Below are 25189 nucleotides of genomic sequence, written 5' to 3'. Positions count from 1 at the left end.
TCGCTATGCTGTGGCGATGCAGGCCGGATTCCTCGACACGATGATCGAACGGGTGCTTCGCGCCGTGTATTCGGCGGCGTTGTACCTGCTGCTCCCCGTCACCGTGTACCACCTGATCTGGCGGGGATTCCGCCAGCGCGACTATTTCCTGCGCTGGAACGAGCGTTACGCCGTCTATGGCAATGGCGACAATGTCGGCAACCACGGCCGTCCAGTCGTCTGGGTACATGCGGTGTCGGTGGGCGAGGTCAATGCCGCGGCACCGCTGGTGGACGCACTGCTGTCCGACCGCCCCGATCTTCGATTGCTCGTCACCACGATCACACCCACCGGCTCGGCGCGCGTGCGGACGCTGTGGGGAGACGCGATCGATCACGTGTACCTGCCGTACGACCTTCCGGGCGCGGTCTCGCGTTTCCTGCGGCACTTCCGGCCGCGATTGGCGCTGATCCTGGAAACCGAGCTGTGGCCCAACCTGTTGCTCGGCTGCCGTGACCACGGCGTGCCGACCTATATCGTCAATGCCAGGTTGTCCGAGCGTTCGTTGAAGGGCTATCGCGTCCTCAGGCCATTGATCGCGCGCGCGCTGCGCACGACGCGAGGCGTGCTGGCGCAGTCCGAAGCCGATCGTGAGCGCTTTCGCCGGCTGGGTGCGCCTGCGGGTTCGGCGCATGTGACCGGCAATCTCAAGTTCGACATCGCCCATGTCGGCCTGCCGGCATTTGCCGCCGCGTTTTCAACCTGGGTGGGCGAGCGTCCGGCCTGGATCGCCGCCAGCACCCATGCGGAGGAGGAGGCTGCGGTCATTGCGATCCACCACCGCCTGCGCAAGCGCTGGCCCGATCTCCTGCTGCTGTGGGCGCCGCGACATCCCGAACGCTTCAAGGCCGTGACGCAGCAGTCGGTCGATGGCGGATGGCGCGTGTCGACGCGTCGCCTGACGCAATGGCCGGATCGCGATGACGGGGTGTTCGTGATCGATACCCTGGGCGAGTTGATCGCTTTCTATGGCTGCGCGCAGGTCGCGTTCGTTGGCGGCAGCCTGCAGCCCATCGGCGGTCACAACCTGCTGGAGCCCGCCGCTGCGGGCACGGCCGTCGTCAGTGGACCGCACCTGCACAATTTCAGCGACATCGCCGCGCAGCTGGAGCAGGCCGGCGCGCTGCGCATCGGCGCGGATGCCGATGCCGTTGGCGAGCATATCGAACACCTGCTGGCCGACACGGCGACGCGCGCACGGATGGTCGAGGCGGCGCGCGGACTCGTGGCACAAGGCCGAGGGGCGCTTGCGCGCACCCTTGCGGCGATCGCGCCGGACATGCCGGCGGCGTATTGAGCGCCGATCAGCGCTGCTGCACGTCGCCCGGGGCGAGTTGCGATTCGGCGTCGGCGGTCAGCAGCCGGTTGACGTCCTGTACGTCGGCAACGTCGAGGGTGCCCGCAGCCTGCTCCAGCAGCAGCCTGCTTTGCAGGAAGTTGTAGCGGGCCAGCGCGAATTCGCGCTCGGCGTTGAACAGCGTCTGCTGGTTGTTGAGCACGTCCAGGACGGTGCGCGTGCCGACTTCGAGTCCCACCTGCGAGGCGGAGTAGGCGCTGCGTGCCGAGACCAGTGCCAGCCGGCGCGCTTCGACCTCGCTGATGCCCGCGACCAGCGTCCGGTACGCGTTGCGCGTATTGCGCACGAGCGCGCGCTTCTGCTGCTCGAGCTGATCGGCGGCGACATCACGCTGTGCCAGTGCCTGGCGCACGCGCGACTGCGTCGCGCCGCCGGAGAAGATCGGGACGCTCAGCGTCAGCCCGAGCGACGGTCCCGAGCTGTCGCGGTCCGAGGGCAGCGTCAGCCCCTGGAAGGTATTGCTGCCCCAGCTCTTGTTGTCGCCGTAGTTGCCATTGAGATACAGCGTCGGCCAGTGACCGGCGCGGGCGGTCTCGACGTTGGCCTCGCTCGACTCCACCTGCAGCTGCTGCGCCTTCAATGCAGGATTGTTCTGGATGGCGGAAGCGACCCAGCCGTCGGCGTCATTGGCGGATGGAAGCGTCGGCTGGAAGTCCGCCGGCAGGCCCTTGAGGTTGCGCACCGGCGTGCCGGTGATCTCGGCCAGCGCCTGGTAGGCGTCCTCGAGCGCGTTGCGGGTCACGATGGTGTTGGCGCGGGCGCCTTCGTACTGGGCGCGCGCCTCGTGCACGTCGGTGATCGGCGCCAGGCCGACCTCCAGCCGCTTGCTGGCGAAATCGAACTGCTTTTTCAGTGCATTTTCCTGCGCTTCGGCCGCGGCCAGGGTCTCGATGGCCACGAGCACGTTGAAGTACGCCGCCGATGTACGCGTCACCAGCGAATCGCCGGCCGAGCGCAGCTGGAAATCACTGGCCTTGCTCAGCGCGCGCTGGCTCTGGAGGCGGGTGAAGTTGCCGCGGTCGTACACCATCTGTCGCAGGTTCACGCCGATATCGCGCGACGTCGTCTCGTTCGAGCTGTTGACCTGGAACTGCAGCGGCTGCCCGGTGTTCGGGTCGAACTGGGTGTTGCTGGACGAGCCACTGCTGCGGGATTTCTGCAGCGTGGCCGTACCGTCGAGTTGCGGCAGCAGCGCCGCGCGCGCCTGCACGGCGCCTTCGCGGGTCGCCAGCCGCGTGGACTCGGCCGCCGACAACTGCGGATCGCCTGCGCGTGCGAGCTGATAGGTCTGCAGCAGGTCTTCGGCGTGCGCGCCGGCGACGGGCAGCAGGGCGACGGCAAGGGCGAGGACGAGGGGGCGGCGCATGCGGAAAGTCCTTCGGTTAGAACTGGAATTCGGGTGTCGGCGTGGCGCCGACGAGATAGGGCACTTCGGTTTCGAACAGGGACTCCGTCACCAGGCCGTCGGTCGTGTTGCGGATGAGCTCGGCGGCCATGGCCGGCGCGCGGCCGCGGACGATGAACAGCCGTCCGCCCGGTCGCAGCCACTGCCCGAACGCCGCCGGGATGTTGGCGACCGCGGCGCCAACGCAGATCGCGTCGAAGCGTTGGGTGGGTTCGTAGTGCAACGCGTCCGCCGTCTCGATGCGGACGTTGCGATCAAGACCGAGCTCGCCCAGGCGGGTGCGGGCGGCGTTCGCGAGGTCGGGGTCGATCTCGATGCTCAGCACGTCGCGGGCCAGCTGGCCCAGGCATGCGGTGATGAAACCGCTGCCGGTGCCGATTTCAAGGACTTCGTCCGTTCCCAGCAGCGCCAGTGCCTGCAACATGCGGCCTTCGACCACAGGCTTGAGCATCCATTGGCCGTGCCCGATCGGGACCGACAGGTCGGCGTAGGCCAGCGCGCGGTAGGCGGGCGGCACGAACGCTTCGCGCGGCAGCCGGGTGAGCACGTCGAGCACGCGGATGTCGAGCACGTCCCAGGGTCGCACCTGTTGTTCGACCATGGTTTCGCGGACTTTGGCGTAATCGATGACGGTCATGGATTGTTCTCGGAGCCGGGAGCCGGCGATTTTACCGGCCGGCGACGTCCGTGGCGGACGGTGGCGACGCGGGCAGCATGGCTGTAGTAGCACAGCGACACTGAGTGCCAGAAGTCAGTAGGCCGGGCGTCACCGTTGCGCAGCTGTCGCATCGTTCCGGTCCCGCACCGCATAGGCCCGCAGGAACAGGTCGACCGTCGATACCAGATGCTCCTGGATATCACCGTTGCAGAAGCCGTCGCAGCCGAACACCAGTTGCGCATGCGGCTCGCCCTTGAGCAGGGTGAAAAACTGCGATGACGCACGCGGGATATCGTCGATCTCCAGCTCGCCGGCCGACACGCGCCAGCGCAGCAACTCGGCGAAGGCGTCCTGGACGCGCCGGGGTCCGGCTTCCCAGAACATCTGCGGAAGCGGCGAATCGGCCATCTGCGGCGTGCACAGGATGCGGTGTCCGGCCACGGCTTCGGGCGCGCTGATCATGGCGAAGAACGCCTGCGCGATCTGCAGCAGGCGTTCGCGCAGGGGAACTTCCGGACGCGCCTCGAACAGCGACGTCGGCAGTTGCTGCTCGCAATAGGCCTTGGCAGCGGCTGCAAACAACGTCTCCTTGTCGCCGAAATGGCTGTAGACCGTCAGCTTGGAGACGCCGGCTTCCGCCGCGATCTGGTCCATGCTGGTGCCGTCGAATCCCTGGGCCGTGAACAGGCGCTTGGCCGCATCCAGGATCGCGGCACCCTTGCCCAGGTCCTTGGGGCGACCCGGGGCGGCGGTCTTGGCGGGGGCGGGACGCGGCGACATGGAAAACAATACTAGACTAATCGGTTTGTTATTTATACCATACCGACAAGTTCATTAATTGGCCGTCGTGGCCCGGTGCGACATGGCAGGGATTGGCAAGCGTGCGGGCTTCGGCGGTGTGGCTGCGATGGTGTTGCTGGGTGTCTTCCTGCTGGGCGCCTGCAGCCCCAGCCCGCAAGTCGCCGAGCAGGCGCAGCCGGTCCTGGTCATGCATCCCGCACCCGGGCCGGGGACGGCGGTGTCGGCCTTCGCTGGCGAGATCCGCGCGCGGCAGGAAAGCGCGCTGGCATTCCGCGTCGGCGGCAACATCATTCGCCGCAACGTCGATCTGGGCGATCGGGTGAAGCGCGGCGACGTCCTCGCCGAACTCGACCCGGCCGACCTGCGCCTGCAGGCCCAGGCGACCCGCGCGCAACTCGCCGCCGCCGAGGCGGAACTCGCCCGCGCCAGCGCCGATCGCAGCCGTTATGCCGCGCTCGCCCGGCAACAGCTGGTCAGCCGCTCCCAGGCCGATGCGCAGAACGCCGCCGCCGCCGCCGCCGCCGGCCAGGTCCGTGCCATCCGCGCGCAACTGGACGTGGCAAGCAATGCGGCCGGATACACACTGCTGCGCGCGCCGCGCGATGGCGTCATCGCCGACCGCCAGGCCGAGGCCGGCCAGGTCGTCGCTGCCGGGCAGACGGTGTTCGTCCTCGCCGGTGACGCAGGGCGCGAGGTCGCCATCGCGCTGCCGGAAACCAGCATCCGCCAGTTCCACGTGGGCCAGCCCGTCCTGGTCGAACTGTGGAATGCGCCCGGCGTGCGCCTGCCCGGAACCATCCGCGAGATCTCGCCGGCTGCCGATCCGCAGGCCCGCACCTACGCGGCGCGGGTCACGCTGGTCGGTGCGGCGGCGCAGGCAGTCGAACTGGGGCAGAGCGCACGCGTCTATGCCGCTGGAGATGGCGGGCAGACGCTGGCGATCCCGCTGTCGGCGTTGCAGCGTGGCGCGCATGGCGCGTTCGCGGTCTGGATCGTGGATCCGTCGACACGCACGGCGCGCCTCACGCCGGTGCGGATCGGCGCCATCGGTTCGGACAGCGTGCCGGTGCTGGGCGGACTGTCGGCTGGCCAGTGGATCGTTGCCGCCGGCGGCCACCTGCTGCGCGAAGGACAACCGGTGGCACCGGTCGATCGCGACAACCGGCCGGTCGTCATGGCGGCAACCCCCGCAATGGCGGCGAAGTAGGCCATGCCAAAATTCAACCTGTCGGAATGGGCGCTGCGCAATCGCGCGCTCGTGTTGTACGCGATGCTCGTGCTGGCGCTCATCGGCGCGTGGTCCTATCGGCACCTGGGCCAATCCGAGGATCCACCGTTCACCTTCAAGGCCATGGTGGTGCGGACGCTGTGGCCCGGCGCCACGGCCGAGGAAGTCTCGCGCCAGGTCACCGAGCGCATCGAAAAGCAATTGATGACGACGGGCCAGTACGAATTCATCCGCGCGTACTCCCGGCCGGGCGAGTCGCAGGTGATCTTCATGGCGCGCGATTCGATGCCGTCCCGCGACGTGCCGGCGCTCTGGTACCAGGTGCGCAAGAAGATCGGCGACATCCGGCCGACGCTGCCCGATGGCGTGGTCGGTCCCTTCTTCAACGACGAGTTCGGCGACACCTTCGGCAACATCTACGCGTTGACCGGCGAGGGCTTCGATTACGCGGTCCTGAAGGATTACGCCGAGCGCGTGCAGCTCGAACTGCAGCGCGTGCCCGACGCCGGCAAGATCGAACTGGTCGGCCTGCAGGACGAGAAGATCTGGATCCAGGTCAGCAACACGCGACTGGCCACGCTTGGCATTCCGCTGTCCGCCGTGAAGGACGCGCTCGAACAACAGAACGCCGTGCTGCCGGCAGGGTTCTTCGAGACGGGCAGCGACCGCGTGCAGTTGCGCATCGACGGCGGCTTCAGCTCGGTCGAATCGATCCGCGATTTCCCCATCCGCGCCGGCGATCGCACCATCCGCCTGGGCGATGTCGCGCAGGTGACCCGCGGTTTCAACGATCCGGCTGCGCCGAAGATGCGCTTCATGGGCAAGGACGCGATCGGCATCGCGGTTGCGATGAAGGACGGCGGCGACATCCTCAATCTCGGCGACACGCTGGACAAGGAGTTCGTGCGCCTGCAGAAGACGCTCCCGGCGGGCATGGAACTGCGCAAGGTCAGCGACCAGCCCGAGGCCGTGCGCGAATCGGTCGGCGAATTCCTGCGCGTGCTGGCCGAGGCGGTCGGCATCGTGCTGCTGGTGAGCTTCTTTTCGCTGGGTTTCCGCACCGGCCTGGTGGTGGCGGTGTCGATCCCGCTGGTGCTGGCGATGACGTTCGCGGTCATGCACTACTTCGGCATCGGCCTGCACAAGATCTCGCTCGGTGCGCTGGTGCTGGCACTGGGCCTGCTGGTCGACGACGCGATCATCGCCGTGGAGATGATGGCGATCAAGATGGAGCAGGGGTTCTCGCGGCTGAAAGCCGCCAGCTTCGCGTGGGAGACCACGGCATTCCCGATGCTCACCGGCACGCTGGTGACCGCGGCGGGATTCCTGCCGATCGCAACGGCCGCATCGTCGACGGGCGAATACACGCGCTCGCTGTTCCAGGTGGTGACGATCGCGTTGGTGGTGTCGTGGATCGCCGCGGTGCTGTTCATTCCCTATCTCGGCGACAGGATGCTGCCTGACCTGGCCCACCCCACGCCGCCCCGGCCCGGTTCGATCGCAGGGCGCTGGCATGCCTGGCGCCTGGGGCTTGCCGACCGTTGGCCGCAATACGCCTTCGTGCTGGCGCCGCCCGCGCGCGATGCACGCGACCACGATCCCTACCAGCGGCCCTTTTACCGCCGGTTCCGGACGCTGCTCGGTTGGTGCCTCTCGAACCGGTGGCTGGTGGTCGGCGCCACCGTTGCCGTGTTCGCGTTGTCGATCGTACTGTTCCGCTTCGTGCCGCAGCAGTTCTTCCCGGACTCCACGCGCACCGAACTGATGGTCGACATGGAGCTGCCCGAAGGCGCGTCGCTGCAGGCCACCGCGCAGCAGGCGAAGCGGCTGGAAACGATGCTGCGCGGGCATGCGGGCATCGGCAATTACGTCGCCTATGTCGGCACCGGATCGCCACGGTTCTACCTGCCGCTGGACCAGCAGCTGCCGGCGACGAATTTCGCCCAGTTCGTCGTGCACGGCGAGGACATCGCCGCGCGCGAGGCCGTGCGCGAGTGGCTGATCCGCGACGTGGTGCCGCGTTTCCCGACCCTGCAACTACGCGTGACGCGCCTGGAGAACGGGCCGCCGGTCGGCTATCCGATCCAGTTCCGCGTCTCCGGCGAACACATCGACCAGGTCCGCGCCATCGCCCGCGAAGTGGTGGCCAAGGTGCGCGCCAACGGGCATGTCACCAACGTCAACCTGGACTGGGACGAACCAAGCAAGGTCGTGCGGCTGCATATCGACCAGGAGCGCGCGCGTGCGCTGGGCGTGAGTTCGGCGCAACTGGCGAAATTCCTCTCCGGATCGCTGTCGGGGCTACATGTCAGCACCTATCGCGAGGGCAACCAATTGATCGAGATGCTGCTTCGCGGCGCCGATGACGAACGCACGCACCTGGAGATGCTGGCAAGCCTCGCGGTGCCGACGGCGAACGGCACCTCGGTGCCCTTGTCGCAGGTCGCCACGCTGGAGGACGGATTCGAGGAAGGCATCATCTGGCATCGCGACCGCCTGCCGACGATCACCGTGCGCGCCGATATCCGCGACGCCGAGCAACCGGCCACCGTCACCGCGCAGATCCTGCCGACGCTCGACGGGATCCGTGCACGACTGCCCGAGGGTTACCTGCTGCAGGCGGGCGGTACGGTGGAGGATTCGGCGCGCGGCCAGGATTCGATCAAGGCCGGACTGCCGTTGTTCCTGTTGGTCGTGGTGACGCTGTTGATGCTGCAGTTGCGCAGCCTCTCGCGCACGGCGCTGGTGCTGCTCACCGCGCCGCTGGGCCTGATCGGCGTCACCCTGTTCCTGCTGGTGTTCCGGGTTCCGTTCGGGTTCGTGGCGATGCTGGGCACGATCGCGCTGGCGGGAATGATCATGCGCAACTCGGTGATCCTGGTCGACCAGATCGAGCAGGACATCGCCGCCGGCCATGATCGCTGGCACGCGATCATCGAGGCGACGGTGCGTCGCTTCCGCCCGATCGTGCTGACCGCGCTCGCGGCGATCCTGGCCATGATCCCGCTGTCGCGCAGCGCGTTCTTCGGGCCGATGGCAGTCGCCATCATGGGCGGTCTCACCGTGGCCACCGCGCTGACGTTGCTGTTCCTGCCGGCGTTGTATGCGGCATGGTTCCGGGTGCGCGCGCCGGCGCGCTAACCGCCGGGCGGTGCGCCGTGTCGCGCCTGCAGCCTGGCCTGCAGCAGGTCGGCATCACGATGCGCGAGGGAGCGGCGTCGTCCGGCCATGGCCAGGATGCGTGCGCGTTGCGGCTTGCGCAGCAGGCGCAACAGCACTTCGCTGATCTGCGTCGGTGCCAGCACGTGCAGGTTGCGGCCGTTGCTCGACAGCCGCAGCCGCAGTCGCTCGCCGAGGACTTCCAGGCTGCGGCGGGTGAAGAAGCCGATGTGCTGGCCCGCTTCGGGGGCGTAGTACCACCAGCGATCCAGCGCCGGCATCGGATCGGGCAGCAACTCGGTGGAGAGCAGCAGGGCCGGTGCCAGTCGTCGCAGCGCCTGCACGCCCGCCACCGGGTCGGGCAGGTGCTCGAGCAGTTCGAATGCGGTCGCCAGGTCGTACTGCTGCGCGAGATCGGCCTCGAAGCCGATGGCGAGCAGGTTGGGGCTGTAGGCGTCATGCCAGTGGAAGTCGTGGCCGCGATCGCGCATCAGCCGCACCAGCAGTCCGGTGCCGCCGCCGTAGTCGACGCTGCGCTTCACGCCACGCAAGCTGGAACCCAGCAGCGCGGTGGTTGCATCGGCGAGCCACAGGTTGCGGGTGACGATCCCCGTATCCAGCGCCGCGATCGCGGTCGTGTAGGCCTCCGCCAACCAATGCGGTTCGACGACGAAGACGTATCCGCACTGGCCGCAGCGACGGTATTCAGCCGTGTGCCGTCCCAGCACCAGCTGGCTTCCGACGTGGGCGGTGGCTGAATCGCAGACAAGGCAGGTCGGCATCGTCACAGGATAGACGCCCGCTCGCCTCCCGGCTGGCCCCGGTCGCCGTGGCATGTTGAAATGGCGGTCGAGGCGGGGGTACCGGTGGCACGACGGCCGGTTGAGACAGACCCTTCGAACCTGATCCGGTTGACACCGGCGTAGGGAAGCTTCGCGACACCGCCACGCGGTGCGCGCCGCCGCTTCGTCCGCGCCGCGCTGATCGACAGGCTGCTGGAACGTCCAACGCGCCTCCGCGCGGGAGGACCTTCGCAGGCGAGGTCACCAAAGCCGACCGCCTCCACCCCACTGGACGAATCCCATGAATGCAGTGCCCTCGCAACTGATCCGCGACACCGAGCAACTCTCCGAGGCGGTGACGCGGCCGATTCCCGGCTCGCGCAAGATCCATGTCGATGGAACGCAGCCCGGCGTGCGCGTGCCGATGCGCGAGATCCTGCAGACGCAGACGCCGACGCTGTTCGGCGGCGAGGACAATCCGCCGATCACGGTCTATGACACGTCCGGCCCTTACTCCGATCCGGATGTCCGCATCGACCTGGCATCGGGACTTGCGCCGATGCGTGCGCGGTGGATCGCCGATCGTGGCGACAGCGAGCCGTTGACCGCGCTGTCGTCGTCGTTCGGGCGTGGTCGCGAGCACGACGCGCGCCTGGATGCCGTGCGTTTCGGCAACCGGCCGCTGCCACGACGCGCCATTGCCGGGGCCAATGTGTCGCAGATGCATTACGCGCGCCGCGGCATCGTCACCCCGGAGATGGAATTCGTCGCGATCCGCGAGAACCAGCGCATCGAATCCCTGTCCGATGCGGGCCTTCTGAAGCAGCATCCGGGCGAAAGCTTCGGCGCCAGCATCCAGCACCGCATCACGCCGGAGTTCGTGCGCGACGAGATCGCACGCGGTCGCGCGATCCTGCCCTGCAACATCAACCATCCCGAGAGCGAGCCGATGATCATCGGCCGCAACTTCCTCACCAAGATCAACGCCAACATCGGCAATTCCGCGGTGTCGTCGGGAATCGCCGAGGAAGTCGAGAAGCTGGTGTGGGCGATCCGCTGGGGCGCCGACAACGTCATGGACCTGTCGACCGGCAAGCACATCCACGAAACCCGCGAGTGGATCATCCGCAACTCGCCGGTGCCGATCGGCACGGTGCCGATCTACCAGGCGCTGGAGAAGGTCGACGGCCGCGCCGAGGAACTGACCTGGGAGATCTTCCGCGACACGCTCATCGAGCAGGCCGAGCAGGGCGTCGACTACTTCACCATCCACGCCGGCGTGCTGCTGCGCTACGTGCCGCTGACCGCCAGGCGCGTCACCGGCATCGTCTCGCGCGGCGGCAGCATCATGGCCAAGTGGTGCCTGTCGCACCACAAGGAAAGCTTCCTCTACACGCATTTCGAGGACATCTGCGAGATCATGAAGGCGTACGACGTGGCCTTCTCGCTCGGTGATGGCCTGCGCCCGGGCTGCATCGCCGATGCCAACGATGCCGCGCAGTTCGGTGAGCTGGAAACGCTCGGTGAGCTCACGAAGATCGCCTGGAAGCACGACGTGCAGACCATGATCGAAGGCCCCGGCCATGTGCCGATGCAGCTGATCAAGGAGAACATGGACAAGCAGCTGGCCGAGTGCGGCGAGGCGCCGTTCTACACGCTCGGGCCGCTGACGACCGACATCGCCCCGGGTTACGACCACATCACCAGCGCGATCGGCGCGGCGATGATCGGCTGGTTTGGCACCGCGATGCTCTGCTACGTCACGCCGAAAGAGCACCTGGGCCTGCCGAACCGGCAGGACGTGCGCGACGGGATCATGGCGTACAAGATCGCCGCGCACGCTTCCGACCTGGCCAAGGGCCACCCGGGTGCGCAGGTGCGTGACAACGCATTGAGCAAGGCGCGCTTCGAGTTCCGCTGGCAGGACCAGTTCAACCTGGGCCTGGATCCGGAGAAGGCAAAGGAATTCCACGACGAAACCCTGCCCAAGGATGCGCACAAGCTCGCGCACTTCTGCTCGATGTGCGGCCCGCATTTCTGTTCGATGAAGATCACCCAGGACGTACGCGATTACGCGGCCGGGCAGGGCGTCGACGAGGCGGCCGCGATCGATGCGGGCATGGCGGAGAAGTCGGCCGAGTTCCGCGACGCCGGCGCGCAGGTCTACCGGGAGGTCTGAGTGAATCGCCAAGGCACCGCGCTGGCGCGGCGATGCCGCGTCGATCCCATGCGGGTCCGGTGATGGCAGCCCCGGCCCGCAGGCGTGCCTGGGCCACGATGGCGCGCAGCCATCCGTCGGCTTTCCTGCTGGCCGCGCAGCTGCTCAGCCTGCTGCTGTATCCGCTGATGGACGACAGCACCAGTGGCCGCCTGGTCTTCGGTGCGGTCGCGGTCGTGATCGTTCCGCTGGCCGTGTGGGTGGTCAACCGCAGCCCCTTCGTGTCCGTCGTCGGCTGGCTGCTGGCGATTCCGGCATTGGCATTGACGCTGGTCGGCGTGCTGCTGGAACACGACGCACTGCTGCCGGTGTCGGCGTTGTTCGAGTCGGCGTTGTACTTCTATGCGGCGGGCAGCCTGATCGCCTACATGCTTCGCGATGCCCACGTCAGTGCGGACGATCTGTTCGCGGCAGGCGCCACGTTCACGCTGCTCGCCTGGGCGTTTGCGTACGCCTATTTCGTCTGCCAGGCGTGGTATCCGGGAAGCTTCACCGGCATGGTCGAGCCGGACCGGCCGCGGCGCTGGGTGGAGCTGCTGTTCCTGAGTTTCACCAACCTGTCCGCGACCGGGATCGGGGACGTCATTCCGCTGGGCTCGCGGGCGCGGGTGCTGGTGATGCTCGAGCAGTTCGCGGGCGTGGGTTACATCGCAACCGTCGTGTCGCGCCTGATCGGTCTGGGCATTGCGCGTGCCAGGTGATCGGCCGGGTAACATTCTCCCGTCGACGATGACCTCGCGCAGGATATTGCCTTGAAACTCCAGGTGCCTTTCCTCCAGCTGCCGCTGCTGTTCGATGCCGCCGCCCTCGCCGACGAGATCGCGGCGCTCGGCGAGGACCACTGGCGACCGCATCCGCAGGGTTATCCGGGCAATTCGATGCTGCCGCTGGTCGCGGTCGGCGGCGATCCGGACAACGAAGCTTTCGCCGGACGCATGGCCGCGACGCCCCACCTTGCGAGCTGTCGCTATCTCACGCAGGTCATGTCGAACCTCGGTGTCGTGCTGGGTCGCAGCCGCCTGATGCGACTGTCCGGGCACGCCGAAGTCAGCCTGCACGTCGACCAGGGCTATTACTGGACCGAGCGCATGCGCGTGCACGTCCCGATCGTCACCCAGCCCAGCGTGCGTTTCGACTGTGGTGGCGCGGCCGTCAACATGGCGGCGGGCGAATGCTGGATCTTCGACACGTGGCGCCCGCATCGCGTGATCAACGACGCCGAGGCATCGCGCATCCACCTGGTCGTCGACACGGTGGGCGGCGACGGATTCTGGGCGCTCACCAGTCGCGGCCGGCCGCATGACGCGCCACGCGGCCCGGGATGGCAGCCGCGTCGCATTGCGCCTGGTGAGCCGACGCAGGAACTCGCATTCGAATCAAGCAACGTGCCCGCGGTGATGACACCGTGGGAACTCAACTCGCAGTTGTCCATGTTGTTCGCCGACGTGCTGCCCAACCCGCAGCTCGGCGTGGTCCACCAGATGGCCGGCCAGCTGGTCCGCACGTGGCGCAGCCTGTGGGCGCAATTCGGTGACGGCGTCGAGGGCCGGGATCGCTATCGCGAGGTCATGGACCGCTTCATTGGCGAGGTCAGGCAGCCTGCGGAATCGCTGGTCCTGCGCAACGACCTGCGCTGGTATGGGGCGATGGTGATCGCGCTGGGCAAGTCGGCGGTCGTCGATCTGCGGATCCCCGCGGCAGCCGACGAATACGGCATGTCGGACCGCGCGTGAGCGGAGAAGGCAACGACGCGCGGGCGCACGATGCGCTGTACGACCGCCCGGTGTTCATCATCTCGCCACCGCGCTCGGGCAGCACCTTGTTGTTCGAGACGCTCGCGCGTGCGCCGGAAGTCTGCACGATCGGTGGAGAGAGCCACGCGCTGATCGAATCGATCCCGGGCCTGCAGTTGCGCCACCGCGGCTTTGCTTCCAACCGCCTCGTCGCGACCGATGCCACGCCGGAGGTTGTCGCCGAGTTGCGCGAACGCTTCCACCGGCGGGCACTGGATCGCGACGGCAATGCACCGGCGGGTCGATTCCGCCTGCTGGAAAAGACGCCGAAGAACGCCCTGCGGATCCCGTTCCTGCTGCAGGCTTTTCCCGACGCACGCTTCGTCTACCTGCATCGCGATCCACGCCAGGTGCTGGCGAGCATGATCGACGCGTGGATGTCGGGCCACTTCCGGACCTACCTGCAATTGCCGGGCTGGCCGCACCCGTACTGGTCGTTGCTGCTGACACCGGGCTGGCAATCGCTGGCTGGCAAGCCGCTGCCGGAGATCGTCGCCGGCCAGTGGGACAGCGCCATGCGCGTGATGCTCGATGACCTGCAGGCGCTGCCGGGCGACCGCTGGTGCGCGATCCGTTTCGACCGGTTCCTGGCCGATCCGCCGGCGGAAACCGCAGCACTGTGCGCGACGCTGGGCTACGGCTGGGATGTCGCCTTGTCCGCGCAATTGCCGCCATCGCGGCACACGTTGACCGCGCCCGATCCGCGCAAGTGGACCCGCCATGCCGCGGCCATCGAGCCGCTGATGCCGGCGTTGCAGGACACGATCAGCCGCGCCGAGGCGATGGCCGATCGCTGATCCGGGTCAGAAGTGCGGCTTGTCGGAGGCCGGCGTGCCGTCGTAGCGCACGATCGCCTCGCTGAGGATGCGCTTGGCTTCGGCCGCGCCGCCCCAGCCATCGAGCTTGACCCACTTGCCCTTCTCCAGGTCCTTGTAGTGCTCGAAGAAGTGCCCGATGCGTTCGCACCAGTGCGGGCTGACCTTGCCGATGTCGTCGATATGGCTGTAGCCGGCGAAGACGCTGTCGATCGGCACGGCGAGGATCTTTTCGTCACTGCCGGCTTCATCGCTCATCTTCAGCACGCCCACCGGACGGCAGCGGATCACCGAGCCGGGGATCAGCGGCAAGGGCAGGATCACCAGTACATCGGCCGGGTCGCCATCCCCGCAGACCGTGTGCGGGATGTAACCGTAGTTGCAGGGGTAGCGCATCGGCGTGGACAGGATGCGGTCGACGAAGATCGCGCCGCTGGCCTTGTCGACCTCGTACTTGACCGGCTCCGCATCCTTCGGGATTTCGATGATGACGTTGATTTCGTCCGGCGGATTGCGGCCGGTGGCGACGAGATCCAGGCCCATGGGGGTGTTGACTCCGGCATGCGGACGCAGCCGGATCGGCCGCGCGGGGGCTGCGCAGGATACGGCAACACGTGCTGCAATGCAGCAATTCCGCGGCCCGCCGACTGCTCGCCGGCAGGTTCCGCGCGGACTACACGCTGTGACCGAGGGTCATGGACAGCAGGGCGGCCACCATCAGCATCAGGACCAGCCGGCTGGCAGTGCGGATGCGCTGCTGCAGTGCCGCCATTTCCCCGGCGGCTGATGGGTCTCCGGTTGCGGCTTTGCCCGCGACCAGCGCGAGTCGCTTGACGTTGCGGCCGATCACCGCCGCCCCGAGGATGGCCGCCAGCAGGCCGGCAAGCCCGCCCAGGCCGAACACCACGCCCATCGGGCTGTGCACCACGCCAGGCTGCAGGCCTGCGGTCAGCGTCCAGTACAGCCAGCAGCCGCTGAGTACCGTGAGTCCGGCGTTGGCCGCCATGAAGACGTGGAACTTGCGCTGGTCCAGCGCCTGCATGACCGGGCCGCCCTGCGGTCCGACCTGGCGCATCGCCGGCATCAGGTACAGCGTCACGAATGCCGCGGCCCCGAACCATGCCGCCGCCACGATGATGTGCAACGCGCGGATTTCCGCAAAGAACGAACCGGCCATCGTCGCCTCCAGGGGGCTGTGTGAAGGCGAATCTTCACGCCGCCATGTCCTTTTTTCAATGGGCCGAATGGGACCTGGCCGCCGAGCGAAAAAAAACCCCGCCGGAGCGGGGCTTTTCTTCAATTGCGGGTCGCGATCAGCGCATCAGCAGTGGCACCAGCAGCAAGGCCACGATGTTGATGATCTTGATCAGCGGGTTGATCGCCGGGCCGGCGGTGTCCTTGTAGGGATCGCCGACGGTATCGCCGGTGACCGCGGCCTTGTGGGCCTCGGAACCCTTGCCGCCGAAGTTGCCATCCTCGATGTACTTCTTGGCGTTGTCCCACGCGCCGCCGCCGGTCGTCATCGAGATCGCGACGAACAGGCCGGTGACGATCGTGCCGATCAGCAAACCGCCAAGCGCCTTCGGCCCGAGCAGCAGGCCCACGACGACCGGCACGGCAACCGGTAACAGCGATGGCACGATCATTTCCTTGATCGCCGACTTGGTCAGCATGTCGACCGCACGCGAGTAGTCCGGCTTGCCGGTGCCCTGCATGATCCCCGGGATGTCGCGGAACTGGCGACGGACTTCCTCGACGACGGCGCCAGCAGCGCGGCCGACGGCCTCCATCGCCATCGCGCCGAACAGGTAGGGGATCAGGCCGCCGATCAACAGGCCGATGATCACCATGTGGTCGGAGAGGTCGAATCGCATCGCCTCGTACGCAACGCCGCTGGCAAGCGCCTTGGCCTCGCCGAGCGTGTTGAGGTTGTGGGTGTAGTCGGCGAACAGCACCAGTGCGGCCAGCGCGGCCGAACCGATCGCGTAGCCCTTGGTCACGGCCTTGGTCGTGTTGCCGACGGCGTCCAGCGGGTCGGTGACGGCGCGCACTTCAGGCGGCAGTTCCGACATTTCGGCGATGCCGCCGGCGTTGTCGGTGATGGGCCCATAGGCATCCAGCGCGACGATCATCCCGGCCATCGACAGCATCGCGGTGGCGGCGATGGCGATGCCGTACAGGCCGCCGAGCGCGAATGCGCCCCAGATCGCGGCGCAGACCGCGATCACCGGCAACGCGGTCGACTTCATCGAGATGCCGAGGCCCGCGATGATGTTGGTGCCGTGTCCGGTGGTCGATGCCTGCGCGATGTGCCGCACCGGCTTGAACTGCGTGCCGGTGTAGTATTCGGTGATCCACACGATCGCGCCGGTCAGCGCCAGGCCGATCAGGCCGCAGTAGAAGATGTTGATCGAGGTGATCGCGAGACCATCGAGCGTGGTCAGGCCGGCCGGGAACAGGTCGGCGGTGACGAACCAGAATGCGACGGCCGACAGCAGCGCCGAGACGATCACGCCCTTGTACAGCGCGCCCATGATCGAGCCGCCTGCTTTCACCTTGACGAAGAACGCGCCGATGATCGAGGCGATGATCGACACTGCGCCCAGCAGCAGCGGGTACAGCACCGCGTTGGTGTCGGCGGCAAAGGTCAGGCCGCCGAGCAGCATCGTCGCGATGATCGTGACCGCGTAGGTCTCGAACAGGTCGGCAGCCATGCCGGCGCAGTCGCCCACGTTGTCGCCCACGTTGTCGGCGATGACCGCCGGGTTGCGCGGGTCGTCCTCGGGGATGCCGGCTTCGACCTTGCCGACCAGGTCCGCGCCGACGTCGGCGCCCTTGGTGAAGATGCCGCCGCCCAGTCGCGCGAAGATCGAGATCAGCGATGCGCCGAAGGCCAGTCCGACCAGCGCGTGCAGCGCCGGTTCGCCGGTGACGCCCATGCGCTGCAGCAACAGGTAATAGCCGGCGACGCCGAGCAGGCCGAGGCCAACCACGAGCATCCCGGTGATGGCACCGCCGCGAAACGCGATGTCCATCGCCGGGCTGATGCCACGACGCGCGGCTTCGGCGGTGCGCACGTTGGCGCGCACCGACACGTTCATGCCGATGTAGCCGGCAGCGCCGGACAGCACCGCGCCGACCAGGAACCCGATCGCGGTGTAGATGCCCAATTGCCACGCGATGAGCGCCGCAAGCACCACTCCAGCGATCGCAATGGTTGTGTACTGCCGGTTGAGGTAGGCGCGGGCGCCTTCCTGGATCGCGCCGGCGATCTGTTGCATGCGTTCGTTGCCGGCGGGCTGCGCGCTGATCCAGCGCGCGGAGATGATTCCGTAAAGGATCGCGAGTGCGGCGCAACCAAGCGCCAGGTACAGACCGTTCTCGACCAGCATGAAAACCCTCCCCAGGTGGAAGCCAAGTGGCAACCGCTCGACTATCGCACAGCACCGCGACCGGAGGAACCGCGTCAATGCGGGTTCAGGCCGGCCGTGCCAGCCTGCCGGCCTGCTATCCACCGGAGTCACTCCATGCGCCTGGCCGCCCTGCTGTTTGCTGCCGTGATCCCCTTGTCGGTGGCATTGCCCGCTCTCGCAGCCGATCCAACGCCGGAGATCGCCCGTCCGCTTGGTGCCCCGCAAGCCATCGGCGCGGTGCACACGCTGCGCGTCATTCCGGAGGCCTGCACGCGGCTGGAAGGCGCATTTACCGGCGAGGCCGCCAAGCCGTATCTGTTCCAGGCGGTGCCGACCAGCGCCAACTGCCAGCCACGCGCGCGCTTCGTCGAGGCCAAGGCGGCGAAGCCAGCCACCAGCGATGGCTGGATATTGAATGACCGCATTCGGGTTCCCAGTGCGACATGCCCGGGGCAACAGGCCGTCGTGACCGTGTGGCGCCATCCGGCGGATACCGCCGTGCCGCCGAAACTCGACCCCCAGGGCAAGTCGCGCATCTATCTTGCCGAGGGAGTGGCCAAGGCCAAGGCCCACGCACTGTCCCCGATCCCGCTGTACGCGGCAGCGATGGCGGTGGAGGGCAAGGCCTGCCCCTAGCCGGAAGGGCGTTTCGCGACGGGTCGGGCCGCTCGTGCCGGCAGCCTCACTGCGCCATGTCGAGGCGGCCGCCCTTGCCGAGGCCGCCTTGCACCGTCTGCGCCTTGTACTCGCGCCAATGATCGAACCAGGTTGTTGTAGGCATCGGCAAAGGCAAGCCCGATCACCTTGCCTTCGGGCGTATCGCTCCACGCGCCGATCCCGCCTGCGCCGCCCAGGCCTCCCGGCCCGAAACTGGTCCTGCGACCCTGGCCCTGCGCCATGGCGACCTGCACGCCGGAGCGCTTGTCCACCAGGGCAAGGATCGTTTCGGATTTCTTGAGCTTCAGTCCGCGCAACATGCGCGCCCGACGCGCCTATGATGCCGCTGTCCATCCTTGGAGAACGCCATGAACGAGCCCGCCCCCGTGATGCCGTCGGCCGACGAACAGGCGATGTGGACCGGAGCGCCGTCGCAGTGGCAGAACCTGTGGGCGTGGGTCGCGTGCGTGCTGCTGGTGCCGATCCCGTGGGCGCTGTGGCGCGCGCTGGTGACGCGCTCCACGCGCTACCAGTTGACCACGCAGCGGCTCAAGACCACGCGCGGCGTTTTCAGTCGCGTCACCGACGACATCGAGCTGTACCGGGTGAAGGACACGCATTTCCAGCAGACGTTCTGGCAACGCATGGTCGGCATCGGCGACATCGTGCTCAGCACGTCGGACACCAGTACGCCGGTGGTCACGCTCGCCGACATCCGCGATGCGGAAGGCGTTCGTGAACGCGTGCGCGGACTGGTCGAACAGCGTCGCGACGCCAAGCACGTGCGCGAACTGGATGTCGGGCACGAGGCGATCTAGCGCGCGGCATCGACATCGCCGGGCTGATCCCGGCGCTTGGGGTCAAGCGGTCCAGTCGGGCAATTTCTTCCCGGCGGCGACGTTCTTCAGCGACACGTATTTCGGCAACCCGTCGCGCGCATAGGCGGGATACGCCTCGCCACGGATCAAGGGCTCCAGGTAGCGACGCGCCGCCGCCGTGATGCCATGGCCGTCCTTGCGGATGAAATTCGCCGGCATCGTCTTCTCGCGATTGGCGATCCTGTCGAGCGATGCCGCTTCGATCTTCCAGCCATATGGCGCATCGGCCGTGCGCACGATCACCGGCATCGTCGCGTTCATGCCCTTCAGTGCGAATTGCACCGCCGCCTTGCCGACCGCGCGCGCCTGGTCGAGGTCGGTCTTCGATGCGATGTGTCGCGCCGAGCGCTGCAGGTAGTCGGGCAGCGTCCAGTGCACTTTCACGCCAAGCCGGTCCTTGACGCGTCCGGCCAAGTGCGCGGCCACGCCACCCAGCTGGGTGTGGCCGAACGAGTCCTTGCCCGCTCCGGCGTCGGCGACGAACCTGCCATCCGCCGTGCGGATGCCCTCGCTGGCGACGACCACGCACCAGCCCACGCGCGCGACGACCGCCTGCACCTGGCCGATGAAGGCGTCCTCGTCGTAGGCGCGCTCGGGGAACAGGATGACCTGCGGCGCGTCGTCCGGTCCCTGGCCGGCGAGCCCTGCGGCCGCGGCGAGCCAGCCGGCGTGGCGGCCCATGGCTTCGTAGACGAACACCTTCGTCGACGTGTCGGCCATCGCGGCGACGTCCAGCGCCGCTTCGCGCACGGATACGGCGGTGTACTTCGCGGCCGAGCCAAAGCCCGGACAGCAGTCGGTGACGGCGAGGTCGTTGTCGACGGTCTTCGGCACGCCCACGCAGGTCAGTGGATAGCCGTATTCGTCGGCCAGTTGCGACACCTTGAGCGCGGTGTCGGCGGAATCGTTGCCGCCGTTGTAGAGGAACCAGCGCACGTCGTGGGCCTTGAACACGGCCAGCAGGCGCTCGTACTTCGCGCGGTCCTCGTCCAGCGATTTGAGCTTGACCCGGCACGATCCGAACGCGCCGCCCGGCGTCTGCGCAAGGCCGCGGATCGCGGCTGCGGATTCCTTCGAGGTGTCGATCAGCTCCTCGCGCAGCACGCCGAGGATGCCGTTGCGGCCGGCCAGCACCTTGACCCGGCGGGCCCTGGCCGTCTCCAGCACACTGGCGGCAGTGGCATTGATGACGGCGGTGACGCCGCCTGATTGCGCGTAGAGCAGGGTTCCAACAGTCATCTTGGTCGATTTCCCGGTCTGGGCCTGGCTGCGGATGCGGTAAGCTGGCCCGCCGTTTGGCGGGGCGAGACGGGCCTGGCGAGTGTAGTCCCCGACGCTGCCGGGACCCGTGAGCGACCGCTGCGACGCGACTGGCCTCCCGCCGGCCGCGCAACCTGGAGTCATCGATGCGATTGGTTTTGTTGGGCGCGCCGGGCTCCGGCAAGGGCACGCAGGCAACGCGGCTGAAGGATCACCTGCAGGTGCCGCACATCTCCACCGGCGACCTGCTGCGCGCGGAAGTCGCGGCCGGCAGCAAGCTTGGGCTGGAAGCCAAGGAAATCATGGCCCGTGGCGACCTCGTCTCCGACGCGATCCTGCTCGGCATGATCGAAGACCGCCTCTCGCGTGGCGACACCGGCAACGGCTTCATCCTGGACGGCTATCCGCGCAACCTCGCGCAGGCCAGCGCGCTGGATGCATTGCTGGGGCGGATCGGGCAACCGATCGATTGCGCCGTGCAGCTCGACGTCGACACCGAACTGCTGGTCGAACGCATCGCCGGCCGCGCCAAGGCCGAAGGCCGCGCCGACGACAATCCCGAATCCGTTCGCAAGCGCCTGTCGATCTACAACGAACAGACCGCGCCAGTCGTCGACTTCTACCGCCAGCACGGGATGCTGAGCGTGGTGAACGGCGTCGGCACGCTGGACGACGTCTTCACCCGCATCCTCGAAGCGATCGCGCCCGTGCGCGAGGTCGGCTGATCGGCTGATCCTGCAGATGAAATTGCACATCCTCGGCATCGCCGGGACTTTCATGGGCGGCGTGGCCGCGCTGGCGCGCGAACTGGGACACGCAGTCGAAGGCAGCGACCAGACCGTGTACCCGCCGATGTCCACCCAGCTCGAACAGCTGGGCATCGAGCTGCGCCAGGGCTATTCGCCCGACAACATCTCGACCGATTGCGACGAGATCGTCGTCGGCAATGCGCTGTCACGCGGCAACGCTGCAGTTGAGCAGGTGCTGGACGACGGCCGCAAATACACCTCGGGTGCGCAATGGCTGGCCGAGAACGTGTTGCCCGGACGCGACACGCTTGCCGTCGCCGGTACCCACGGCAAGACCACGACAACCAGCATCCTGACGTTCCTGCTGCAGACGGCCGGGCGCGAGCCGGGCTTCCTGATCGGCGGCGTCGCCGAGGATTTCGGTGGATCGGCGCGGATTGGCGGCGGGCGCGAATTCGTGGTCGAGGCCGACGAGTACGACACGGCATTCTTCGACAAGCGCAGCAAGTTCGTTCATTACCGGCCGCTGGTGGCGATCCTCAACAACCTCGAGTACGACCATGCCGACATCTTCCCGGACGTCGAGGCGATCCAGCGCCAGTTCCATCATTTCGTGCGCACGGTGCCGCGCCGCGGCCGGCTGATCGTCAATGGCGAGGACGCGCGTCTCGCCGAAGTACTGGCGATGGGCTGCTGGACGCCGGTCGAGCGCTTCGGACTGGATGGCGGCGACTACCAGTGGACCGCCCGGCTGATCGAGGCCGACGGCAGCGCCTTCATCGTCGTGCGCGATGGCGTTGACATCGGCGAAGTCCGCTGGCCGTTGCTCGGCCGCCACAACGTCATGAACGCGCTGGCATCGCTGGCCGCCGCCGCCGCGGTGGGCGTGGATATCGCCGCCGTGTTGCCGGCGCTGTCGGCCTTCCACAGCGTGAAGCGCCGCATGGAGGTGATCGGCGACGCAGCCGGCATCACCGTGTACGACGACTTCGCCCACCATCCGACGGCGATCGCGACCACGTTGGCCGGCCTGCGGGCGCGGGTCGGTAGGGCGCGCATCGTGGCGGCCATGGAGCCGCGCAGCAATTCGATGCGCCTGGGCGCGCATGCCGATGCGCTGGCGCCGTCGCTGGACGATGCCGATCTCGTCGTGTTCCTGCAGCGCCCGGAACTGGCGTGGGATGCCGGCAAGGTGATCGACGGCCTGCGCGGCGAGGGCATCGCGGTTGCCGATGTGGATGCGCTGGTCGCCACGTTGCGCGAGCACGTGCAGGCGGGCGACCACGTGGTGTTCATGTCCAATGGCGGCTTCGACAATGCACCACGCCGCTTCCTCGCGACCCTGCGCGACTGACCGATCGCCTTGAGGGATCCGCGATGTCGCCATCGCTGCTGCTGTTGCCCTACAGCGCTGTCCTGGTTCCGGGCGCGGGATTGACCCTGCGCCTCGTCGATCCGGGCCATCTGGACCTCATGCGCGAATGCAGCCGCCGCGACGCCGGCTTCGGCATGTGCCTGCTGGATGCGTCGTCCCCGGAGACTGCGGCGACGCTGGCCACGCACGGCACGCAGGCATGCATCGAGGATTTCTCCACCGGTGACGATGGCGTGCCGACGCTGCGCGTGCGCGGTGGCCGCCGGTTCCAGGTGCGCCATCGGCAGCCTGGCGACAATGGCGTCATCACGGCGCAGGTCGACTGGCGCGATCCGGACCCCGATGATCCCTTGCGGCCCGAACACGCGGTGCTGGGACTGGTGCTCGCGCGCATCCTCGAGCAGGCGGGCGTCGACGCGACGCCTGCCCAACTGGACATGGCCGCATGGATTGGCTGGCGCCTGGCCGAATGGCTGCCCTTGTCCGAACCGCAGCGCCAGGAACTGCTGCAGGAAGACGACCCGCATGCGCGACTCGACCACCTGCTGGTGTTGTTGTCATCGCCGTCGAGCGACGGCACATGACGCGGCTCACCTACACTGTCGCGATGACGCACGTGGACGCGGTTGAAATCCAGGCATTGAAAGCCGACAGCTTCGGCCGGATCGCGCTGATGCAGGACGCCGAGGGCCTGTTCGTGCGCCGCGACCTGCGCCATGTGCCGACGTGGCTGCGACTGCCGGCATGGTGGTTGGCGCGACGCGAGGCGGCCGCGCTGCGCTGCATCCAGGGCATGCCGGCGACGCCGCAATTGCTGCGCTGGAACGGCAGGGTGCTGGATCGCAGTTACATGGAGGGCGCCGCCATGTACCAGCGGCCACCGCGCGGCGACACGGCGTACTTTGCCAATGCGCGCCGGCTGCTGCAGGCCCTGCACCGCCGTGGCGTCGCCCACAACGACCTGGCCAAGGAAGCCAACTGGCTGGTGCTGGCCGACGGCCAGCCCGCGCTGATCGACTTCCAGCTCGCCGTGCGCGGACCGCCGCGGGCGCGCTGGTTGCGCCTGCTCGCGCGCGAGGACCTGCGCCATCTGCTCAAGCACAAGCGCATGTATTGCCCCCAAGCGCTGACGCCCGTGGAGCGGCGCCTGCTGCAGCGCCACTCATGGCTGCGCAATGCCTGGTTCGCCACCGGCAAACCGGTTTATCGCTTCGTGACCCGCAAGCTGCTGCAATGGGAAGACAACGAAGGCCAGGGGCCGAAACCGTGAGGCCCGGCGACAGCCGGCAACCTCCCAAGCCAAGGATCAACGCGTGAACACACTGTCCGGCAAGACCCTGTTCATCACCGGTGCCTCGCGCGGCATCGGCCGTGCGATCGCGCTGCGCGCCGCACGCGACGGCGCCAACATCGCCATCGCATCCAAGTCCGCCGTCGCCAATCCCAGGCTGCCGGGCACCATCCACAGCGTCGCCGCGGAAGTCGAAGCCGCCGGCGGCCGCGCCCTGGCGCTGCAGTGCGACATCCGCGACGAGGATGCCGTGCGCGCCTCGGTGGCGGCCACGATCGACACCTTCGGCGGCATCGACATCCTGGTCAACAACGCCAGCGCGATCTGGCTGCGCGGAACGCTGGACACCCCGATGAAGCGCTTCGACCTGATGCAGCAGGTAAACTCGCGCGGCAGTTTCCTGTGCGCGCAAGCCTGCCTACCATCGCTGTTGCAGGCGCCGAATCCGCACATCCTCACGCTGGCGCCACCGCCGTCGCTCGACCCCAAATGGTGGGGTGCGCACACCGGGTACACGCTGGCGAAGATGGGCATGAGCTTCGTCACGCTCGGCCTTGCCGCGGAATTCGGCCCGCAAGGCGTCGCCGTCAACGCGCTGTGGCCGCGCACGGTCATCGCCACCGATGCGATCAACATGATTCCGGGCGTCGATCCCGCGTGGTGCCGCAAGCCGGACATCGTGGCCGATGCGGCGCACGCCATCCTCGTGCAGCCGGCGAAAGACCTGACCGGCCGGTTCCTGATCGACGAGGACGTGCTGCGGGCGGCCGGCGTCACCGATTTTTCGCGGTACGCGGTGGATCCTTCGCAGCACCTGCTGCCTGACCTGTTCCTGGATTGACTGCCGGAGGTTTGCGATGCGCTACCTGCACACGATGGTGCGCGTCCGCGATCTCGACGCGTCGCTGCGCTTCTACTGCGAAGGCCTGGGCCTGCGCGAAGTCCGGCGGCAGGACAACGCGCAGGGGAGATACACGCTGGTCTTCCTCGCTGCCGATGAGACGCCGGATGCCGAAATCGAGCTGACCTGCAACTGGCCGGCGCCCGATGGCGGGGCGGAGCAGGACTACGGCAGTGCCCGCAACTTCGGCCACCTCGCATTCCGCGTCGATGACATCTACGCGCTGTGCGCGAAGCTGCAATCCATGGGTATCACCATCAACCGCCCGCCACGCGACGGCCACATGGCCTTCGTGCGATCGCCCGACCTGATCTCGATCGAACTGCTGCAGAAGGGCGAGCATCTGCCACCGCGCGAGCCGTGGGCATCGATGCCGAATACCGGCAGCTGGTAGGGCGGGCTCAAGCCCG

Annotated in this window: 23 protein-coding genes and 1 riboswitch; of the genes, 15 read left to right on the top strand and 8 right to left on the bottom strand. The window is 67.6% G+C overall.

Translation table 11 applies throughout. From position 1 onward, the window contains the following. Positions 1–16: 16 nt before the first annotated feature. Complete coding sequence (gene waaA / locus GST15_RS06980) at positions 17–1336, top strand: lipid IV(A) 3-deoxy-D-manno-octulosonic acid transferase (RefSeq protein ID WP_159016551.1); 1320 nt, start codon at positions 17–19, stop codon at positions 1334–1336. A gap of 7 nt (positions 1337–1343) precedes the next feature. Here waaA and GST15_RS06975 read toward each other — a convergent pair whose 3' ends face one another. The 3 genes from GST15_RS06975 to GST15_RS06965 form a co-directional block, all read right to left on the bottom strand. Beyond that, complete coding sequence (locus GST15_RS06975; RefSeq protein ID WP_159016550.1) at positions 1344–2762, bottom strand: TolC family outer membrane protein; 1419 nt, start codon at positions 2760–2762, stop codon at positions 1344–1346. 16 nt (positions 2763–2778) lie between these two features. Then, positions 2779–3438 (bottom strand): protein-L-isoaspartate O-methyltransferase family protein, encoded by a 660-nt coding sequence (locus GST15_RS06970; protein WP_159016549.1) that lies wholly within the window; start codon positions 3436–3438, stop codon positions 2779–2781. A 129-nt stretch (positions 3439–3567) separates the two neighbouring features. Further along, positions 3568–4248 carry a TetR/AcrR family transcriptional regulator gene (locus tag GST15_RS06965; RefSeq protein ID WP_425482213.1) on the bottom strand — a complete coding sequence of 227 codons (681 nt, stop codon included), beginning with the start codon at positions 4246–4248 and terminating at the stop codon, positions 3568–3570. 73 nt (positions 4249–4321) lie between these two features. Here GST15_RS06965 and GST15_RS06960 point away from each other — a divergent pair, with 73 nt between their 5' ends. Beyond that, on the top strand, positions 4322–5467 hold the full coding sequence (locus GST15_RS06960) for an efflux RND transporter periplasmic adaptor subunit (protein WP_233263094.1): 1146 nt from the start codon (positions 4322–4324) through the stop codon (positions 5465–5467). Between the two features lie 3 nt (positions 5468–5470). Next, positions 5471–8629, top strand: coding sequence for an efflux RND transporter permease subunit (locus tag GST15_RS06955; RefSeq protein WP_159016547.1), 3159 nt, complete (start codon positions 5471–5473; stop codon positions 8627–8629). Here GST15_RS06955 and GST15_RS06950 read toward each other — a convergent pair. Beyond that, positions 8626–9429: a class I SAM-dependent methyltransferase gene (locus GST15_RS06950; protein ID WP_159016546.1), complete on the bottom strand. Its 804-nt coding sequence runs from the start codon at positions 9427–9429 to the stop codon at positions 8626–8628. The genes GST15_RS06955 and GST15_RS06950 overlap by 4 nt on opposite strands. Positions 9430–9493: 64 nt before the next feature. Further along, positions 9494–9594, top strand: a riboswitch (TPP riboswitch). Between the two features lie 136 nt (positions 9595–9730). Between GST15_RS06950 and thiC the strand changes: the two genes are divergently transcribed. From thiC to GST15_RS06930, 4 genes are all read left to right on the top strand, one after another. Continuing rightward, a complete protein-coding gene (gene thiC / locus GST15_RS06945) occupies positions 9731–11608 on the top strand; it encodes a phosphomethylpyrimidine synthase ThiC (protein WP_159016545.1) in 1878 nt (625 codons plus the stop codon). A 62-nt stretch (positions 11609–11670) separates the two neighbouring features. Further along, complete coding sequence (locus GST15_RS06940) at positions 11671–12348, top strand: ion channel (RefSeq protein ID WP_233263093.1); 678 nt, start codon at positions 11671–11673, stop codon at positions 12346–12348. A gap of 51 nt (positions 12349–12399) precedes the next feature. Then, positions 12400–13380, top strand: a complete 981-nt coding sequence (locus GST15_RS06935) for an aspartyl/asparaginyl beta-hydroxylase domain-containing protein (protein WP_159016544.1) — start codon at positions 12400–12402, stop codon at positions 13378–13380. Then, on the top strand, positions 13377–14237 hold the full coding sequence (locus GST15_RS06930) for a sulfotransferase family protein (protein ID WP_159016543.1): 861 nt from the start codon (positions 13377–13379) through the stop codon (positions 14235–14237). The genes GST15_RS06935 and GST15_RS06930 overlap by 4 nt, the downstream gene beginning before the upstream one ends. Before the next feature lie 6 nt (positions 14238–14243). Here the strand turns inward: GST15_RS06930 and ppa are convergent, their stop codons facing one another. The 3 genes from ppa to GST15_RS06915 form a co-directional block, all read right to left on the bottom strand. After that, entirely contained in the window at positions 14244–14798 is a 555-nt protein-coding gene (gene ppa, locus GST15_RS06925) for an inorganic diphosphatase (protein WP_159016542.1), read from the bottom strand. A 130-nt stretch (positions 14799–14928) separates the two neighbouring features. Continuing rightward, a complete protein-coding gene (locus tag GST15_RS06920; RefSeq protein WP_159016541.1) occupies positions 14929–15432 on the bottom strand; it encodes a hypothetical protein in 504 nt (167 codons plus the stop codon). Between the two features lie 136 nt (positions 15433–15568). Further along, positions 15569–17647, bottom strand: a complete 2079-nt coding sequence (locus tag GST15_RS06915) for a sodium-translocating pyrophosphatase (RefSeq protein ID WP_159016540.1) — start codon at positions 17645–17647, stop codon at positions 15569–15571. 135 nt (positions 17648–17782) lie between these two features. On the opposite strand from GST15_RS06915, the gene GST15_RS06910 reads away from it, so the two are divergent. Both GST15_RS06910 and GST15_RS06905 read left to right on the top strand, forming a co-directional pair. Continuing rightward, positions 17783–18304, top strand: coding sequence for a hypothetical protein (locus GST15_RS06910; RefSeq protein ID WP_159016539.1), 522 nt, complete (start codon positions 17783–17785; stop codon positions 18302–18304). 389 nt (positions 18305–18693) lie between these two features. Beyond that, positions 18694–19143 carry a PH domain-containing protein gene (locus GST15_RS06905; protein WP_159016538.1) on the top strand — a complete coding sequence of 150 codons (450 nt, stop codon included), beginning with the start codon at positions 18694–18696 and terminating at the stop codon, positions 19141–19143. 42 nt (positions 19144–19185) lie between these two features. Here GST15_RS06905 and GST15_RS06900 read toward each other — a convergent pair whose 3' ends face one another. Beyond that, a complete protein-coding gene (locus GST15_RS06900) occupies positions 19186–20442 on the bottom strand; it encodes a 6-phosphofructokinase (RefSeq protein ID WP_159016537.1) in 1257 nt (418 codons plus the stop codon). A 167-nt stretch (positions 20443–20609) separates the two neighbouring features. Here GST15_RS06900 and GST15_RS06895 point away from each other — a divergent pair, with 167 nt between their 5' ends. Genes GST15_RS06895 through GST15_RS06870 form a run of 6 tightly spaced genes read left to right on the top strand, consistent with a single transcriptional unit; the run spans position 20610 to position 25173 of the window. Continuing rightward, the gene (locus tag GST15_RS06895; protein WP_159016536.1) at positions 20610–21188 is read left to right on the top strand and encodes an adenylate kinase; all 579 of its coding nucleotides are present in this window, start codon (positions 20610–20612) and stop codon (positions 21186–21188) included. A gap of 16 nt (positions 21189–21204) precedes the next feature. Then, the gene (gene mpl / locus GST15_RS06890; RefSeq protein ID WP_159016535.1) at positions 21205–22566 is read left to right on the top strand and encodes a UDP-N-acetylmuramate:L-alanyl-gamma-D-glutamyl-meso-diaminopimelate ligase; all 1362 of its coding nucleotides are present in this window, start codon (positions 21205–21207) and stop codon (positions 22564–22566) included. A 23-nt stretch (positions 22567–22589) separates the two neighbouring features. Further along, positions 22590–23171 carry an LON peptidase substrate-binding domain-containing protein gene (locus GST15_RS06885; RefSeq protein ID WP_159016534.1) on the top strand — a complete coding sequence of 194 codons (582 nt, stop codon included), beginning with the start codon at positions 22590–22592 and terminating at the stop codon, positions 23169–23171. 23 nt (positions 23172–23194) lie between these two features. After that, positions 23195–23857: a protein kinase family protein gene (locus GST15_RS06880; protein WP_159016533.1), complete on the top strand. Its 663-nt coding sequence runs from the start codon at positions 23195–23197 to the stop codon at positions 23855–23857. Between the two features lie 43 nt (positions 23858–23900). Continuing rightward, positions 23901–24719, top strand: coding sequence for an SDR family oxidoreductase (locus tag GST15_RS06875; RefSeq protein WP_159016532.1), 819 nt, complete (start codon positions 23901–23903; stop codon positions 24717–24719). A 16-nt stretch (positions 24720–24735) separates the two neighbouring features. Then, positions 24736–25173, top strand: a complete 438-nt coding sequence (locus GST15_RS06870; protein WP_159016531.1) for a VOC family protein — start codon at positions 24736–24738, stop codon at positions 25171–25173. Positions 25174–25189: the final 16 nt, after the last annotated feature.

The sequence above is a fragment of the Cognatiluteimonas profundi genome (genome assembly GCF_009792795.1).
GTDB classification, from domain to species: domain Bacteria; phylum Pseudomonadota; class Gammaproteobacteria; order Xanthomonadales; family Xanthomonadaceae; genus Cognatiluteimonas; species Cognatiluteimonas profundi.
This window is presented reverse-complemented; position numbering and strand designations above follow the sequence as displayed.

What these genes read in the sequence shown, in the direction of transcription:
- waaA (WP_159016551.1), top strand. Translation starts at nt 17, where the DNA reads ATGCAGGCCGGATTCCTCGACACGATGATCGAACGGGTGCTTCGCGCC.
- GST15_RS06975 (WP_159016550.1), bottom strand. Translation starts at nt 2,762, where the DNA reads ATGCGCCGCCCCCTCGTCCTCGCCCTTGCCGTCGCCCTGCTGCCCGTC.
- GST15_RS06970 (WP_159016549.1), bottom strand. Translation starts at nt 3,438, where the DNA reads ATGACCGTCATCGATTACGCCAAAGTCCGCGAAACCATGGTCGAACAA.
- GST15_RS06960 (WP_233263094.1), top strand. Translation starts at nt 4,322, where the DNA reads ATGGCAGGGATTGGCAAGCGTGCGGGCTTCGGCGGTGTGGCTGCGATG.
- GST15_RS06955 (WP_159016547.1), top strand. Translation starts at nt 5,471, where the DNA reads ATGCCAAAATTCAACCTGTCGGAATGGGCGCTGCGCAATCGCGCGCTC.
- GST15_RS06950 (WP_159016546.1), bottom strand. Translation starts at nt 9,429, where the DNA reads ATGCCGACCTGCCTTGTCTGCGATTCAGCCACCGCCCACGTCGGAAGC.
- thiC (WP_159016545.1), top strand. Translation starts at nt 9,731, where the DNA reads ATGAATGCAGTGCCCTCGCAACTGATCCGCGACACCGAGCAACTCTCC.
- GST15_RS06940 (WP_233263093.1), top strand. Translation starts at nt 11,671, where the DNA reads ATGGCAGCCCCGGCCCGCAGGCGTGCCTGGGCCACGATGGCGCGCAGC.
- ppa (WP_159016542.1), bottom strand. Translation starts at nt 14,798, where the DNA reads ATGGGCCTGGATCTCGTCGCCACCGGCCGCAATCCGCCGGACGAAATC.
- GST15_RS06920 (WP_159016541.1), bottom strand. Translation starts at nt 15,432, where the DNA reads ATGGCCGGTTCGTTCTTTGCGGAAATCCGCGCGTTGCACATCATCGTG.
- GST15_RS06915 (WP_159016540.1), bottom strand. Translation starts at nt 17,647, where the DNA reads ATGCTGGTCGAGAACGGTCTGTACCTGGCGCTTGGTTGCGCCGCACTC.
- GST15_RS06910 (WP_159016539.1), top strand. Translation starts at nt 17,783, where the DNA reads ATGCGCCTGGCCGCCCTGCTGTTTGCTGCCGTGATCCCCTTGTCGGTG.
- GST15_RS06905 (WP_159016538.1), top strand. Translation starts at nt 18,694, where the DNA reads ATGAACGAGCCCGCCCCCGTGATGCCGTCGGCCGACGAACAGGCGATG.
- GST15_RS06900 (WP_159016537.1), bottom strand. Translation starts at nt 20,442, where the DNA reads ATGACTGTTGGAACCCTGCTCTACGCGCAATCAGGCGGCGTCACCGCC.
- GST15_RS06895 (WP_159016536.1), top strand. Translation starts at nt 20,610, where the DNA reads ATGCGATTGGTTTTGTTGGGCGCGCCGGGCTCCGGCAAGGGCACGCAG.
- mpl (WP_159016535.1), top strand. Translation starts at nt 21,205, where the DNA reads ATGAAATTGCACATCCTCGGCATCGCCGGGACTTTCATGGGCGGCGTG.
- GST15_RS06885 (WP_159016534.1), top strand. Translation starts at nt 22,590, where the DNA reads ATGTCGCCATCGCTGCTGCTGTTGCCCTACAGCGCTGTCCTGGTTCCG.
- GST15_RS06880 (WP_159016533.1), top strand. Translation starts at nt 23,195, where the DNA reads ATGACGCACGTGGACGCGGTTGAAATCCAGGCATTGAAAGCCGACAGC.
- GST15_RS06870 (WP_159016531.1), top strand. Translation starts at nt 24,736, where the DNA reads ATGCGCTACCTGCACACGATGGTGCGCGTCCGCGATCTCGACGCGTCG.